The organism is uncultured Sulfitobacter sp. (genome assembly GCF_947502895.1).
GTDB lineage: Bacteria > Pseudomonadota > Alphaproteobacteria > Rhodobacterales > Rhodobacteraceae > Sulfitobacter.
The window spans coordinates 16899-31588 of record NZ_CANNBM010000010.1 but is presented as its reverse complement, the minus strand read 5'-3'; the positions used below and the strand labels follow the sequence as shown (position 1 = coordinate 31588).

General features: G+C 56.9%; 16 protein-coding genes. 9 read left to right on the top strand and 7 right to left on the bottom strand.

All coding sequences use genetic code 11. The annotated features are described in order from the left end of the window. Positions 1–110 precede the first annotated feature (110 nt). The 8 genes from bchZ (at position 111) to dxs (ending at position 6588) form a co-directional block, all read left to right on the top strand. Positions 111–1574: a chlorophyllide a reductase subunit Z gene (bchZ, locus tag Q0903_RS19270; protein ID WP_299031912.1), complete on the top strand. Its 1464-nt coding sequence runs from the start codon at positions 111–113 to the stop codon at positions 1572–1574. Then, positions 1567–1794 carry a cytochrome PufQ gene (gene pufQ, locus Q0903_RS19265; protein ID WP_299031909.1) on the top strand — a complete coding sequence of 76 codons (228 nt, stop codon included), beginning with the start codon at positions 1567–1569 and terminating at the stop codon, positions 1792–1794. Before bchZ ends, pufQ begins: the two co-directional genes overlap by 8 nt. Positions 1795–1964: 170 nt before the next feature. Beyond that, on the top strand, positions 1965–2120 hold the full coding sequence (gene pufB, locus Q0903_RS19260) for a light-harvesting antenna LH1, beta subunit (RefSeq protein ID WP_299031905.1): 156 nt from the start codon (positions 1965–1967) through the stop codon (positions 2118–2120). A gap of 19 nt (positions 2121–2139) precedes the next feature. Next, the gene (pufA, locus tag Q0903_RS19255; RefSeq protein WP_212706598.1) at positions 2140–2307 is read left to right on the top strand and encodes a light-harvesting antenna LH1, alpha subunit; all 168 of its coding nucleotides are present in this window, start codon (positions 2140–2142) and stop codon (positions 2305–2307) included. 124 nt (positions 2308–2431) lie between these two features. After that, entirely contained in the window at positions 2432–3262 is an 831-nt protein-coding gene (gene pufL / locus Q0903_RS19250; RefSeq protein ID WP_299031895.1) for a photosynthetic reaction center subunit L, read from the top strand. Between the two features lie 14 nt (positions 3263–3276). Continuing rightward, a complete protein-coding gene (gene pufM, locus Q0903_RS19245) occupies positions 3277–4203 on the top strand; it encodes a photosynthetic reaction center subunit M (RefSeq protein WP_299031892.1) in 927 nt (308 codons plus the stop codon). A gap of 12 nt (positions 4204–4215) precedes the next feature. After that, complete coding sequence (gene pufX / locus Q0903_RS19240) at positions 4216–4452, top strand: RC-LH1 core complex protein PufX (protein ID WP_299031889.1); 237 nt, start codon at positions 4216–4218, stop codon at positions 4450–4452. Between the two features lie 225 nt (positions 4453–4677). Continuing rightward, positions 4678–6588 (top strand): 1-deoxy-D-xylulose-5-phosphate synthase, encoded by a 1911-nt coding sequence (dxs, locus tag Q0903_RS19235; RefSeq protein WP_299417925.1) that lies wholly within the window; start codon positions 4678–4680, stop codon positions 6586–6588. A 79-nt stretch (positions 6589–6667) separates the two neighbouring features. On the opposite strand, the gene idi is transcribed toward dxs, so the two are convergent. Genes idi through chlG form a run of 4 tightly spaced genes read right to left on the bottom strand, consistent with a single transcriptional unit; the run spans position 6668 to position 10623 of the window. Further along, entirely contained in the window at positions 6668–7195 is a 528-nt protein-coding gene (gene idi, locus Q0903_RS19230; RefSeq protein WP_299031883.1) for an isopentenyl-diphosphate Delta-isomerase, read from the bottom strand. A gap of 22 nt (positions 7196–7217) precedes the next feature. Continuing rightward, on the bottom strand, positions 7218–8420 hold the full coding sequence (locus Q0903_RS19225; RefSeq protein WP_299031880.1) for a geranylgeranyl diphosphate reductase: 1203 nt from the start codon (positions 8418–8420) through the stop codon (positions 7218–7220). A 3-nt stretch (positions 8421–8423) separates the two neighbouring features. Continuing rightward, entirely contained in the window at positions 8424–9725 is a 1302-nt protein-coding gene (locus Q0903_RS19220) for a BCD family MFS transporter (RefSeq protein ID WP_299417923.1), read from the bottom strand. A gap of 1 nt (position 9726) precedes the next feature. Then, positions 9727–10623: a chlorophyll synthase ChlG gene (gene chlG, locus Q0903_RS19215; RefSeq protein ID WP_299031874.1), complete on the bottom strand. Its 897-nt coding sequence runs from the start codon at positions 10621–10623 to the stop codon at positions 9727–9729. 198 nt (positions 10624–10821) lie between these two features. Between chlG and Q0903_RS19210 the strand changes: the two genes are divergently transcribed. Beyond that, complete coding sequence (locus tag Q0903_RS19210; RefSeq protein ID WP_299031871.1) at positions 10822–11277, top strand: c-type cytochrome; 456 nt, start codon at positions 10822–10824, stop codon at positions 11275–11277. Positions 11278–11371: 94 nt separating this feature from the next. Here Q0903_RS19210 and Q0903_RS19205 read toward each other — a convergent pair whose 3' ends face one another. From Q0903_RS19205 to Q0903_RS19195, 3 genes are all read right to left on the bottom strand, one after another. After that, positions 11372–12214, bottom strand: coding sequence for a cobalamin-dependent protein (locus Q0903_RS19205; protein WP_299417920.1), 843 nt, complete (start codon positions 12212–12214; stop codon positions 11372–11374). A 271-nt stretch (positions 12215–12485) separates the two neighbouring features. Continuing rightward, complete coding sequence (ppsR, locus tag Q0903_RS19200) at positions 12486–13904, bottom strand: transcriptional regulator PpsR (RefSeq protein WP_299031857.1); 1419 nt, start codon at positions 13902–13904, stop codon at positions 12486–12488. After that, positions 13904–14668 carry a cobalamin B12-binding domain-containing protein gene (locus Q0903_RS19195; RefSeq protein WP_299031856.1) on the bottom strand — a complete coding sequence of 255 codons (765 nt, stop codon included), beginning with the start codon at positions 14666–14668 and terminating at the stop codon, positions 13904–13906. Before Q0903_RS19195 ends, ppsR begins: the two co-directional genes overlap by 1 nt. Positions 14669–14690: the final 22 nt, after the last annotated feature.

Below are 14690 nucleotides of genomic sequence, written 5' to 3'. Positions count from 1 at the left end.
AACGCGGTTCTTCATATTCCTCCGTTTGCTAAGGGGCTTTGCCCCCTTGGCGTAAACGCCAATTCCCCCAGAGGATTTATGGCCAAGAAAAATAAGCGGGAGTGCGTCACATGCTAGTGCAAGACCATGACCGTGCGGGCGGATATTGGGGTGCTGTTTATGCGTTCTGTGCCGTCAAAGGCCTGCAATGTGTGATTGACGGTCCTGTGGGCTGCGAGAATCTGCCCGTGACCTCCGTGTTGCACTATACCGATGCGCTGCCGCCACACGAGTTGCCGATTGTGGTGACGGGTTTGGGCGAGGGCGAAATGGGCTCTGGCACCGAAGAAGCGATGAAGCGGGCCTGGGGGACGTTGGACCCTGCACTTCCTGCTGTTGTTGTGACCGGTTCGATCGCAGAGATGATCGGTGGCGGTGTGACGCCTGCGGGCACAAACATCCAGCGGTTCCTGCCCCGGACGATTGACGAGGATCAGTGGGAATCGGCGGACCGCGCGATGACCTGGATCTTTACCGAATTTGGTATGACCAAGGGGCGTATGCCTAAAGAGGTCAAGCGTGAGGAGGGTGCTGCCCCCCGCGTCAATATCCTGGGTCCGATGTATGGCACGTTCAACATGCCGTCCGATCTGGCCGAAATTCGTCGCCTGATCGAAGGCATTGGCGCTGAAATCAATATGGTAATGCCACTAGGTGCGCATGTGGGCGAGATGCGCAATCTGGTGAACTCGGATGTGAATGTCACCATGTACCGTGAATTCGGTCGTGGCCTGTGTGAAGTATTGGGCAAGCCCTATCTGCAAGCGCCGATGGGCATTGAATCAACCACATTGTTCCTGCGCAAGCTGGGCGAGATGCTGGGCCTCGACCCCGAGCCGTTTATTGAGCAGGAAAAGCACTCGACCATCAAACCGGTCTGGGATCTGTGGCGCTCGGTCACGCAGGATTTCTTTGCGACGGCTTCTTTCGGGATTGTCGCGAATGAGACCTATACCCGCGGCATCCGCAGCTTTCTGGAAGATGATCTGGGACTGCCCTGTGCTTTTGCCATCGCACGCACGCGTGGCAAAAAGACCAACAATGACGAGGTGCGTAGTCTGGTTCATACCAAGCGCCCGCTGATCCTGATGGGGAGCATCAATGAAAAGATGTACCTCGCCGAGATGAAGTCTGGCTTTGGTCCCGCACCTACGTTCATTCCCGCCAGCTTCCCGGGCGCCGCGATCCGCCGCGCCACGGGGACGCCCTTTATGGGCTACGCTGGTGCCACCTATTTGTTGCAAGAGGTCTGCAATGGCCTGTTTGATGCGCTATTCCACATTCTGCCGCTGGGCAGTGAGATGGACGAAGCACCTGCAACACCCACGCCTTTGCGCCGTGACTTCCCTTGGGATGCCGACGCACAGACCCGCCTCGATGAAATCGTGGCAACACATCCGATCCTGACCCGCATCTCTGCGGCCAAGACCCTGCGTGACGAAGCTGAAAAGCGGGCGCTGGACAATGGTGCAGAGCGGGTGGTTCTGGAAACGGTGAACGGTCTTCAACCCAAACGGGAGAAACTAAATGACTGATTTTACCAATGATACAAGCATGCCGCGCAAGCGTAGTACGACCGCCAGCCAGCGGGAATATTACGCATATTTCGCGATTATCTTTGTAGCCACGCTGCCTCTGGCGGTCCTCACATGGGCCCTGACGGCAGTACGGCAAATGGCGATGCCCGCGCGCGGGCCTGTGAAAGCGGCGTGGAGCCAAGCACAGATTATTACGCCCCGGATCTTCTCGGCTTAAGCCACCGAAGAGATCCAACGACCAGAGTTTTTGCTTCTGAGGGACCAGGGCATATCGATATTCGTCATTCCTGCGAAGGTTTGGTGAATTGAAGCAGGGGACGGTCCCCTGTTGTGACCCGGCCGCGGGGGATGCGCGGCGTCGGTACTATTTTTTCTAGGAGAAAAAACATGGCTGATAAAAATGACCTGTCCTTCACAGGTTTGACAGACGAGCAAGCGCAGGAATTGCACTCGGTCTACATGAGCGGCTTCATGATCTTCGCGATCGTGGCGTCAGTTGCTCACTTGCTGACCTATTTCAAACTGCCTTGGTTCAACTGGTAAACGGAAGGAATATTCTAACATGGCACAGTTTTACAAAATCTGGCTGATTTTCGACCCACGTCGCGTTTTCGTGGCACAGGGTGTGTTCCTCTTTTTGCTTGCAGCGATGATTCACCTCGTCCTGCTCAGCAACCCAGAGACCAACTGGTTCAATCGTGCCTTCGGTGGCGCGGAAGCCGGCGAATAAGCTCAGTTGCACGAACACGCTGTGGGCGACGCGGGTACGCCTCCGCCGCCCACGGCAAACCGTACAATTTTCAACGCGCACGACTGCCCCGCTCTTGGGGTTGGGGCGCTAAAGGAGACAGAAGATGGCAATGCTCAGCTTCGAAAGAAAATACCGTGTCCGAGGTGGGACACTGGTGGGCGGAGATCTGTTCGACTTCTGGGTAGGCCCATTTTATGTCGGCTTTTTTGGCGTCACGACATTTTTCTTCGCCGCCCTCGGAACGATCTTAATTTTTTATGGCGCATCGCTCGGCGATACGTGGAACCCTTGGCTTATCTCGATTGAGCCGCCAGCCGTTGAGGTGGGCCTTGGTGTCGCACCGATGGCTGAAGGTGGACTGTGGCAGGTGATCACGATCTGTGCGACCTTTGCCTTTATATCATGGGCGCTGCGCGAAGTGGAAATCTGCCGCAAACTGGGTATGGGATATCACGTACCCGTCGCCTTTGGTGTGGCGATCCTTGCCTATGTGACATTGGTGATCATTCGCCCGTTGTTGATGGGTGCATGGGGCCACGGCTTTCCCTACGGTATATTCTCCCACCTTGATTGGGTGAACAACGTAGGCTACGCATACGGCAACTTCCACTATAACCCTGCGCATATGGTTGCGATCACGTTCTTCTTTACAACGTGTCTCGCATTGGCCCTGCATGGCTCACTGGTCCTGTCGGCCGTGAACCCTGGCAAAGGCAAAACCATCGCAACACCAGACCACGAAGACACGTATTTCCGTGATCTGATCGGCTATTCGATCGGGCCATTGGGGATCCACCGTCTGGGTCTGCTGCTGGCACTGAACGCCGGTTTGTGGAGCGCCATCTGTATCGTCATCTCCGGCACTATCTGGTTCGACCAGTGGAGCGCATGGTGGGACTGGTACGCTGAATTGCCCTGGTGGGCGGACCTTTAAGGAGGACATGAATAATGGCTGAATATCAAAACATCTTCACCCAGGTTCAGGTCCAAGGACCGCCTGAAATGGGAATGGACCCGACAGGGAACATCGCCCGCGAACGCACCAAAGGCGCCAGCTTTAACACACTTGCTGGTCTGGTCGGCAACGCACAGCTTGGTCCCATCTACCTCGGCCCCTTCGGCCTTGTGTCGCTGGCCACGGGTTTTGCATGGTTCTTCATCGTCGGCATGAGCTTTTGGGCGCAGGTTGACTACTCTCCGGCGCTGTTCATGCGGGAGCTGTTCTGGCTCGCTCTTGAGCCACCCGCCGAGGAATACGGTCTGGGCATGGCACCGCTGAACGAGGGGGGCTGGTTTCTGATTGCCTCGTTCTTCTTGCTCGTCTCGGTGATTAGCTGGTGGATCCGCACCTACCTGCGGGCCGAAGAGCTGGGCATGGGCAAACACGTTGCTTGGGCGTTTGCCTCTGCAATCTGGCTGTTCCTTGTGTTGGGTCTGTTCCGTCCCATCCTGATGGGATCATGGAGCGAGGCTGTACCCTACGGTATCTTCCCGCACCTTGACTGGACCAACCTGTTCTCGCTGACCTACGGCAACCTGTTCTACAACCCGTTCCACGCGCTTAGCATTGTGTTCCTCTATGGTTCTGCCCTGCTGTTTGCGATGCACGGTGCGACCATCCTTGCAGTCAGCCGTTTTGGCGGCGAGCGCGAGATCGAGCAGATCGTTGACCGCGGGACAGCATCCGAGCGTGCTGCACTCTTCTGGCGCTGGACCATGGGCTTTAACGCCACCATGGAAGGTATCCACCGCTGGGCCTGGTGGTTCGCAGTTCTGACCACCCTCACGGGCGGTATCGGGATCCTGCTGACAGGTACGGTTGTCGACAACTGGTTCATCTGGGCGCAAGACCACGGCTTTGCGCCGCTTGATTAAGGAGATCGAGACATGAGTGACAATCACGACTATCTGGGAACGTCCAATGACACGACCTTCCGCCTCCGCGCTGATGTACTTGCGCTGATGTTGAAGGGCGCAGGATATGCCGCAATCTTCTGTATCGTCGTCGGCTTCTTTCTTGCCGCAACGATCTGGATCGGGAAGGCACTGCCCCCTGAATCCAAAGAAGCGCCGGACCCCAACGTCTTCTACATGCAGCCTGCGGATACCAACGCCACTGCATAACTGATACCGAGCAGGGCGCATCACGCGCCCGCTCCACCAAGATCGGATAACTCTGTCCCTAGGGTTATCTGGTACTGTCGGGGGCCTCGACCCCCTGACGCCTCCTGTTGGCTACGGGAGACAGGGGGTGACACGCACTGCGTTTGTCGCCCTCTGTTCCGGGCCAACAGGAACCCCTAGCCAACATGTTCGAGAGCCATTTTTCGTCGAGAAAAGGAGACCGCAATGCGCAGTCCCACCCCCCACCTAGACCGTGTGTCCGCCCCTTCGGACCTGAAATCCCTCAACGACATCGAGCTGGGCCATCTGGCTGACGAGCTGCGTGAGGACGTGATTGCCTCTGTCGCGACGACAGGCGGGCATCTGGGATCAAGCCTTGGTGTGGTCGAGTTGACCGTTGCATTGCATGCTGTTTTCGACACCCCCCGTGATAAACTGATCTGGGATGTGGGCCACCAGTGCTATCCTCACAAAATTCTCACTGGCCGCCGTGACAAGATGCACACCCTGCGCCAGGAAGGCGGGATATCGGGGTTCACAAAACGCTCCGAGAGCGCCTTTGACCCCTTTGGCGCGGCACACTCTTCAACCTCTATTTCCGCCGCTCTCGGCTTTACCGTCGCGCGCGATATGGGCGAGGCGACAGGTGATGCGATTGCTGTGATCGGTGATGGGTCCATCAGTGCGGGCATGGCCTTTGAGGCGATGAACAACGCAGGCGCCATGGGCCGCCGCATGTTTGTGATCCTGAATGATAACGAGATGAGCATCGCACCCCCTGTTGGCGCCATGTCAAAATATCTGTCGGGCCTCTATGCCTCGCCGCTTGGCGGGCTCAAGGAAGTGGCCGACGGGTTCGAGGCTGCCTTGCCCGGCCCGCTGCGCGCCCATGCGCGCCGTGCGCGCCAGTTAGTGACCGGAGCAGTGGCCGAGCAAAGCACGCTGTTCGAGAACCTTGGCTTTCAGTATATCGGGCCCATAAACGGGCACGATATGCCACAACTTCTTAGCGTTTTGCGCGCCGCGCGCACGCGGGCGACGGGGCCGGTTCTGATCCATTGCTGTACTGTCAAAGGCAAAGGCTATGCCCCTGCCGAAGCCGCAAGCGACAGCTATCACGGTGTGTCCAAGTTCGACCCGACCACCGGTATTCAGGCCAAGTCAAAGCCCAATGCGCCATCATACACCCAAATCTTTGGCGAGGCGCTGGCAAACGAGGCTACCCGCGATCCTAAAATCGTCGCGATCACTGCTGCGATGCCCGGGGGGACGGGGCTAGACCTGTTTGCCAAAACACATCCCAGGCGGATGTTTGACGTAGGCATTGCCGAACAACACGGCGTGACGTTTGCGGCTGGCCTTGCGGCGGGGGGGCTAAAGCCCTTTGTCGCGATTTATTCCAGCTTTCTTCAACGTGGATACGACCAGATCGTGCATGATGTCGCGCTGCAAAACCTGCCTGTACGTTTCGCCATTGATCGTGCGGGATTGGTTGGTGCTGACGGGGCGACACATGCGGGCGCCTTTGATATCGGATACCTTGCCGCCCTGCCGAATATGGTGGTCATGGCCGCCTCGGACGAGGCAGAGCTGGTGCATATGGTTGCTACAGCTGCGGCGTATAATGACGGGCCGATTGCTTTTCGCTATCCGCGCGGCGAAGGCGAGGGCGTGTTGATCCCTGAAAAAGGGGTTCCGCTCGAGATCGGCAAAGGCATCATCGTACGCCAAGGCTTTGACGTGGCGATCCTGTCGTTCGGCGCGCATCTGGGCGAGAGCCAGCGCGCCGCCGATTTGATCGAATCCCAAGGGCTGACCGTTACCGTTGCCGATGCCCGTTTTGCCAAACCGCTGGACAAGGCACTGATCAACCAGCTGGCGCGCAAGCATCGCGTGCTGATCACGGTCGAGCAAGGCGCGCAGGGTGGCTTTGGGGCGATGGTCTTGCACCATCTGGCCAACGAAGGTTGGTTGGAAAAATCGCTGGCCGTGCGCACCGTCACATTACCCGACCGGTTTATCGATCAAGCAGCCCCCGATGCGATGTATGCTGATGCGGGTATGACAGCGGGCGATATTGCAGCAACGGCCTTGCAGGCAGCACAGGTCCAGCGTGTGAAAGTCACCGATCTGTAAAAGACAGGTGCAACAGATGCAAAAAAGCCCCCGCTGCGGATCATCGCGGCGGGGGCTTTTTCAATTCAGAGAAATGCTCTTAAGCGTCAGCGCCAAAGATGAGGGCGCTGTGCTGCTCCATATAAATCCGAAGCCAGGGCGTAAAGATTTCAGGTGTCGCGGCGATGTCTCTGCGCAGATCGTCCAGCGTGATCCAGCGGGTATCCATGACTTCGTCAGGATTAAGAGCGAGAGCCAGCGCGCGGGTCGCCTCGACGGTAAAGACCTCGACCAATTCATGCTCGATTAACCCACCGCCCACGTCAGCGCGGTATTCTACCTGACCGCGGTGGTTGGGTTGAATGTCTGTGATCCCCAATTCTTCACCAAGGCGGCGGATGGCACAGGTATTATCCGCCTCGTCCCATTCGGGGTGCGTACAGCAGGTGTTCGCCCAAAGGCCCGGTGTGTGGTATTTACCAAGCGCACGCCGCTGGATCAGCATCGCATCCCCCGCCATCACAAAGACTGACACGGCTTTGTGCCGCAGGCCACGCAGATGCGCGTCCAGCTTTTCCACAGGCTGCAACTCTCCGTCGATCCATGCGGGGATCATGATATCGGTCATTACGTCTCCGTCACGCATCGGCTCAGACCTTTGTCTCGGCGACGAGACCGGTCAGATGCGCGATATTCTTAATGCCGATTTTCAGATGTGCCAAGGGCCGTGCGGCAACCAGCTTTTTATTCATATAGGCCTCGAACGTGAGTTTTTGCACATCAACGTCATGGCAAAGCGAGACGAAACGCTCACGGCGCATATCTGACTGATAGTAGGCGTTCTGCATGGCACCCAATACTTTAAAGACCTGACCATGCTCGCCCATGAACATCTTGCGGCTGAGTTTAAGATCAGATGGCATACCTGTGCGCAGACGTCGCGCGGTTGCCAAGGCGGCAGAGGTGCCACAGGCCATTGCATAATAGATACCTTCGCCCGAGGACGGTGCCACAACCCCTGCGGCATCACCTGCCAGCAAAACGTCATTGCCATTGTCCCATCGGTCCAGCGGTTTAAGCGGGATAGGCGCACCTTCGCGGCGGATGGTTTTGCAGTCTGTCAAACCCGCGGTCTTCCGCAGATCGGCAGTGGCTTTCTTGAGGTCCACACCGTCGATGCACGTCCCCATACCAACGCTGGCAGATTTGCCATGTGGAAAAATCCAGCCGTAAAAGTCGGGGCTGATCTTGCCGTCATAGATCACATCGCAGCGTTTTGGATTGTAGTGTTCGGTTGTCTCGGCAGGGGCTTCGATAATCTCGTGATACGCGATCACATACGGGATCTTGTCGCCCCCCGGCACCTCTGCTTTGGCCACGTTCGAGCGCGCACCATCCGCGCCGATCACCATGCGGCAGGTCATTGCACGGCTCTCGCCGCTGGCCTTTTCGCGGTAATGCACATGAGTGCCTTCCTCGTCGCGGGTGATTTTGGTGTAGGTGCCTGTCACGCGCATGGCACCCGCATCAGCGGCGCGCACGCGCAGGAATTCATCAAAATGCTCACGGTCGACCATGCCGACATAGCCGTTCTCTATCGGGATATCGACGTGACGCTGTGTGGGCGAGATCATGCGCGCGGTGCGGATGCGCGCGACGATCTGGCTGTCAGGTATGTCATAGTCCTGAATCATGCGCGGCGGCACGGCCCCGCCACATGGCTTGATCCGTCCGTCGCGGTCCAGCAAGGCCACGCTATAGCCGCGCTTGGCCAGATCGGCAGCCGCTGTGGCACCGCAAGGGCCACCACCTACGACGACAACATCGAATTTCGGCTCATTCATATCAAGCATTGGCTATTCTCCGGGAACAAGCGCGGGTGTTTCGCGCTGGGGTTTGAGTGGTGCAGATGTGCGGCCCAGAACATGCAGGGCCATAAAGGCAGAGGCGATGAACAAGACCGCTTCGATGGTGAAGACAGCGCCAAAGGCAGCCCCGTCAGATAGCGAGATACGAAACAGATCGACGGCCGCAGCCCCCGTCAGCCCGCCGAATCCGGCGGCAATCGCTTGGGCCGCGCCCCATAGCCCCATGCGCGTGCCTTCGCGGCGCTCGCGCCCGTCAGAGGCCAGCGCCATCATGGAGCCAATTGCGGCAACCGCAAACATACCGTTGAAGTACCCCAGCACGATAACCAGCGGCATAAGCGGGGCAAACCCGCCGCCTGCGCCATTGACCGCGATTATTCCTAGGACAACTGCCGATCCCAGACATCCGCCTGTGACCCAAGCACGCAAACTGCCGATCTTGAGGCCTGTCGCCATGATACCCACAGTGAGCATGCCCATAAACACACCGCCGTTTTGTGCGCCGCTCAGTTGGGTGGACTGGCCGGGCGTAAAGCCAAAGACAAGGCCTGCATAAGGCTCGAGGATTAGCTCCTGCATGAAGTAGGCGTTCATGGAGAGAAAGACAAAAAGCGTGAAGTTGCGGGCATGAGGCTCTGCCCAGATTTCTCGCAGCCCTTCCATGAATGGCATCGGGTCTTGCTGCTGGGTGGCGATCAAGCCGCGCTCGATCCGTCCTGTGGCGACGATGGTAAGCAAAAAGGCGCCCGTCACAACCACGCTGACAACGCTCATCAGGCGGGCAGGGGAGTAGGGATCAAGAAAGCTGCCCGCCAGACCTGCCGTCAGGGCGATGCCAAAGATCATCATCAACCACGTGATAGTGGCTGCCGCTGCGCGGCGGTGGGGTGCGGTAGTGGTTGCAAGTAGCGCCAACAGGGACGTGCCAGATGCGCCAACACCCAGACCGATGGCTGAATAGGCAAGCAAGGACAGGAGTAGCGCCAGAATGTAACTGGTTGCAAACAGCGTGACTGCAAAAGCTGCGACCAGTGCGCCCAGAGCCAGCACCGCCATACCACCAATGATCCACTTGGTCCGGTTGCCACCCTTGTCCGAGATAAACCCCCAGCGCGGACGGCTGAGTTGTATACCATAATGCAAGCCAACCAGCGCACCAGGCAGCACAGCGGGCAGGGCGAACTCCACCACCATGAGGCGGTTCAGCGTCGAGGTTGTTAGTACGACAATCGCGCCAAGCGCCATTTGCACCAGTCCGAGACGGAAAATCTGAAGCCAGTTCAGTTGCATGTTAAAGCCCCCGCAATGCAAAGGCGGCAATCATCATACCGCTGATATAAAAAAGGATTCCCATCCCCTGATACCAAGGAGTCTTGCCTTCGGGATCGCGCAACAGCACCCGCATCGCAGCCAGTTGTACGCCCAATAGAATAAAAATGCCTGCTGCGTGCAGCGGCTTGTCCCAAAGCAAAAGCAGCACGACCACAACCGCTTGCGGCACAGCCATAATCACACAGGCAAGCCGCGCGGCACGATCAGGGCCGAGTGTGACCGGCAACGATCGCAGCCCAAGCTGGCGGTCGCCTTCGATCGCCTTGAAGTCATTGAGGGTCATAATACCGTGCGCGCCCAACCCGTAGAGCAGGGCAATCAGCATGACAGAAGGGGCAGGCGCACCACCGGCAAGAACCGCAGCACCTGTAACCCAGGGCAAAGTCTCATACGCCAAGCCGCACAGACCCGGGCCCCACCAGCCAGAGCGTTTTGCGCGCACCGGCTCGGCTGAATAGGCCCAAGCCGCAGCCACACCCAGAATCGTCGCGCCAAAGCCCCATGGCCCCAGCTGGTATCCGACAATCAGCGACAGCACCGTCATTGCAAGGGCAATCCACAGCCCCCAACGCCCTGGAATACGGCCCGAGGGAATCGGGCGGTCAGGCTCGTTGATTGCGTCAACATGGCGGTCACACCAATCATTGGCCGCTTGCGACATACCGCAGACAACGGGCCCCGCCAGAACCACACCCAACAGCACCAAAGGCCATTGCCCCGCTGGCGATACGCCCGAAGAAACAGCCCCGCACAAATAAGCCCACATCGGTGGAAACCATGTGATAGGCTTTATCAACTGCAACGCAGCAAAGGGATCCGGCAAGCGGCGGGGATGGGGCGAGATGGCAATGCTCATTGTGTCAGAATACTCTGACAGTTAGCCGCCGAGCAAGTGTAAACTTTGATTTACACAAATGCGCAGTATCGTGCTATTCATGAGAGATGACACAGGCTGCTTGGACTCTGCACTGATCTGTGCCAACTATTCGAGATCAGACCTTTACGTGAGCAAGAAACGACTTAGGTTGAGACAGCAAGGTAAGGAGAAATAACAATGAAACTATTCGCAGCAACAGCATTCACCACAATCGCTCTGATGAGCGCCCCTGCATTCGCAGATGGCCACGCCACAGGCGACGCAGAAGCCGGTGAAAAGGTGTTCAACAAGTGCAAAGCGTGCCACATGATTCAGGACGCCGATGGTAATGATATCGTAAAAGGCGGCCGCACTGGTCCGAACCTTTACGGTGTGTATACACGCGTCGCAGGCTCGGCCGATTTCAAATACGGGAAATCCATCGTCGAAGCAGGCGAAGCCGGTCTGGAATGGAACGAAGAAGAATTCGTGAAATACGTGGCAGACCCCAAGAAGTATCTGGCCGAATACACAGATAACAAACGCGCAAAATCCAAAATGGCGTTCAAACTGCGCGATGAGGAAGATGCGGCCAACGTTTGGGCGTATCTGGTATCGGTCGGTCCAGAAGTCGAAGCGAAATCTGATAGCTAAGCTCTGGCTCTCAACACAAAAGAAAATGGCGGCCTCGAAAGGGCCGCCATTTTTGTATCTGGTGTTTGATGTATCTTACAGATCGCAGGGGGGTCTAACCGGTTTGACTGCGGTTGCGCGACTGTTCCCAAAAGGCCCGCGATTGTGAGACAGCATCATCCATGCTATCGGGCACGATATCAGCACCCAGTGCCGTAACACTCTCCGGATCAGTGTTCACAACTGCACCACTAATTAAAATCGCAGCATTGGGCGCACTGATGCGCAGCGCGATCATCAACTTGGCAAGGGGTACAATCGCGTGTGACCCACCACCAGAAAGACCGATCAGCCTATGACCCGAGGTTGCAGCATAATGCACGATCTCATCATGCGTGAACCCGCGCTTAAGCGACACTTCCCAGCCGTTCTTGCGATAAAAATCCGCGGCCATAGAAAGACCCAGTAAATGATTCTCTCCAGGCACACCGACAAAGAATGCTGAGGGGTGGTTCCGCAGATCTTCTTCGGGTTTGAACAACGGACGCAGACCGCGCATCACAGCATAGATGTGACCAGTCGCGAGTGTGACGTCAGGAAAGCTGACTTTGTCTTCTTCCCACCAGTCGCCCAACGTGCGTGCCGCTTGGGCCAGATAGGCCAGATACACAGTCTCGACCGAAGCGCCTTTGGCGCGGATGCGGTCGATAAATGCAATGCCTGCATCAGGTTTCGGGTCAATCAGTGCGCGCGCCAACTCCTCGATTTTGGCATCAGTGGGGAATGCAACGGCTTCCGCCGCTGTATCGGTTTTGTCCGAGAGTCGACGGATCACCTCGCGGGCGAGATCTGCAAACGCATCTTCTGGTAGTTTTTCTCGTAGTGTTCCGATTTCACTAATGGCACGTTTGTATAGGCCATCATGAAACACGGACCGATCGCTGTCACGATCTGTCATAGGTCCCCCTTGCGCAGCATGGCTAGTGCTGTTCACCTAGGATAGCCTGCATACAATAGTATTCAAGTTATTCCGCTTTTACTGCACTAAACTGCCTACAGCGCGACTTGGCGGTAAGTCTTGAACCGACATTGGGGCATTTCACGGGAGAAGGCGCGCTCAAAAGCTATTTGCAAAGCGCACCCTGCACTAGAGCTCCGAATTATCAAGAATACTCTGTAATGCTAATTATGTAATATTCAGGTAGCTTAAATCACGTTTCGAAACTGTTTCAGTCACCGCTGCCCGATTTCAGCAAGCCATATTTGCGCAGCTTGACGTAGAGCGACTGGCGCGACAGCCCCAACATCTCAGCCGCCGCAACACGGTTGTTCGACGTAAGCTCGACGGCGGTTTCGATACACATCTTCTCGACAACATCCGTGGTCTTGGCGACAATATCGCGCAAAGACTGGCTGCCGATCAATTCAATCACCGACTGAATATCAACTTCGCCCAGCTGCTGGGTTTCTGCGCGTTCAGGTTCTTTACGGCTCATGTCGCGCAGAACCAGTGCGAATACCGGCTCCGATCCAGTTTGGACGTGTGTCGTGGCAATTTCAACAGCGCGCTCTGCGCCGAACTCACCAGTGACACGGGTTGCATAAGACCGCATCGTGCCACTACGCGCGGCATTGTCGAGCATGACATTCAGATCAACCGTCCCGCGGGCCAGAAAATCTACAATTGACCGGCCTTTGAGCGCCAGACCGTGGGTAACATCTGCAAGGTTCAGAAACCCTTCGTTTGCGCTGAGAACTATGCCTGCTGCGCTCACAAAAACAATCGCGTCGCTGCCACGTTCGTACAGGCCCGTCAGATTGTCTTGCAAACTATCCGATTTCAGAGCTTCGGGTGCGCTGGCGGCAATGCGACACAGCATCGCCTGATCACCACCCCGACGGAACAACACAGGGCGCACCGTCACCATACGCCCCGGCGTGCGGGTCCGCAGCGTTGCGTTCGGCTTGGCGCTATCGTTGGAAAGCGCCACAAGCCGCTCAACCAGATCGCCTTTGCCTTTCCCCTCAAACACCTGATCCAGCGAGACACCGACCAGATCACCACCCTGTTTACCCAGTAGAACGCGGGCAGCGGGATTACAGTCGGTCACGATACCTGCGGGCAGCGAGACAAACATCATCGCATCGTCAATAGAGGCCATCAGCACACGAAACTGCATGTCATGCTCGCGCCGCGCCTCATAGTCACGCTCCAGCGTGAGCTGTGCGGCCACCAACTGTTGCTGCATGTCGGCAATCGGGCGCAGGTCACGGCCCAACATCAGAATTTTGCCGCTCTCCCCAATCTGGTGAAAGCTATAGCGGATCGGCAGAGTGTCCTTGGTGCCGTCCAGAGTGTGGTTCACTTCTACGGGGCGCGTATGTGAATCGCCTTCCAGAAATACCGCCAGACGGCTTTCGAATTTCGTGCAGCTCTCAATGGTAAGCGTATCTTGCACACGCATGCCTTCAAACCGCGCAACGATGTCTTTGGGGCGGAACATCGGATTTGCCAAAACACCCAGGACATCACCCTGCGCAGATATAACAAGACCCAAATCCGCCAAACGCGAGATGATCTCGTTCACGTTTTCAGAGGCAATCTGAGGGATCAAGCCACTTGTCCATGTCTGGCTAGTCTCAGACATCACGATTTCACCCGCTGCGCACAAAAGCTCAGAGCGGTCTGCCAGTCATCTGTTGCGTAATCGGTACCGATTGCATCACAAATATCGATGTCTCGTTCCAAAACGTTTCCGCCTATAAGTACTGGCACCCAAGGGTTCCCCTCGCGCACCTTTTTCACAACCAACCGCAAGAAATCAAGCGACTCGAACGAAGAAGCAGTCAACATCACACCCATCGTTGCGGGAGAGCTTACGAAATTCACAATTTGATCGAGATTCAGGCTCATCCCCAGCTTGACGTCATACCCTGCACGCCGCATCTGGCCTGCCAAAATACTTGCCCCGAAGGAATGCTGCACACCAGCGGGCGCAATAATACAAATCTCGCCCATTGTGCCAAACGGCGCGCGCTCCGGTGTGCACCAGCTGGCATCGAGTGAACGCAGCAGGCTATTGAGATTGGACATGCCAACAGTGACCTGCATAAACTCCAGCGTATCCGCGATCCACTCCTCGCCCAGACGGCGCGCCACCACAGGAATATAGAAGTCCGCGATATCCGCATCACGAATACCTGCACGGCGCATACGGCTCAGCAGTTCGTCCATTGTATCCGGGCTGGATTTGGAAACGGCACGCTGCATTTCGTCCAGATAACGCACAAGTGCACGGGGCGGCATATCAGGATAGATCAGTCGCAGCTCGCTCGACAGAACCGACAACACCTGACGCGCAACGCCACCCACGTCTGACGCAGGTGCTGGGGCTGTCTTGTCGTTGGACATCGGAATTTGGCCTCGAATCTGG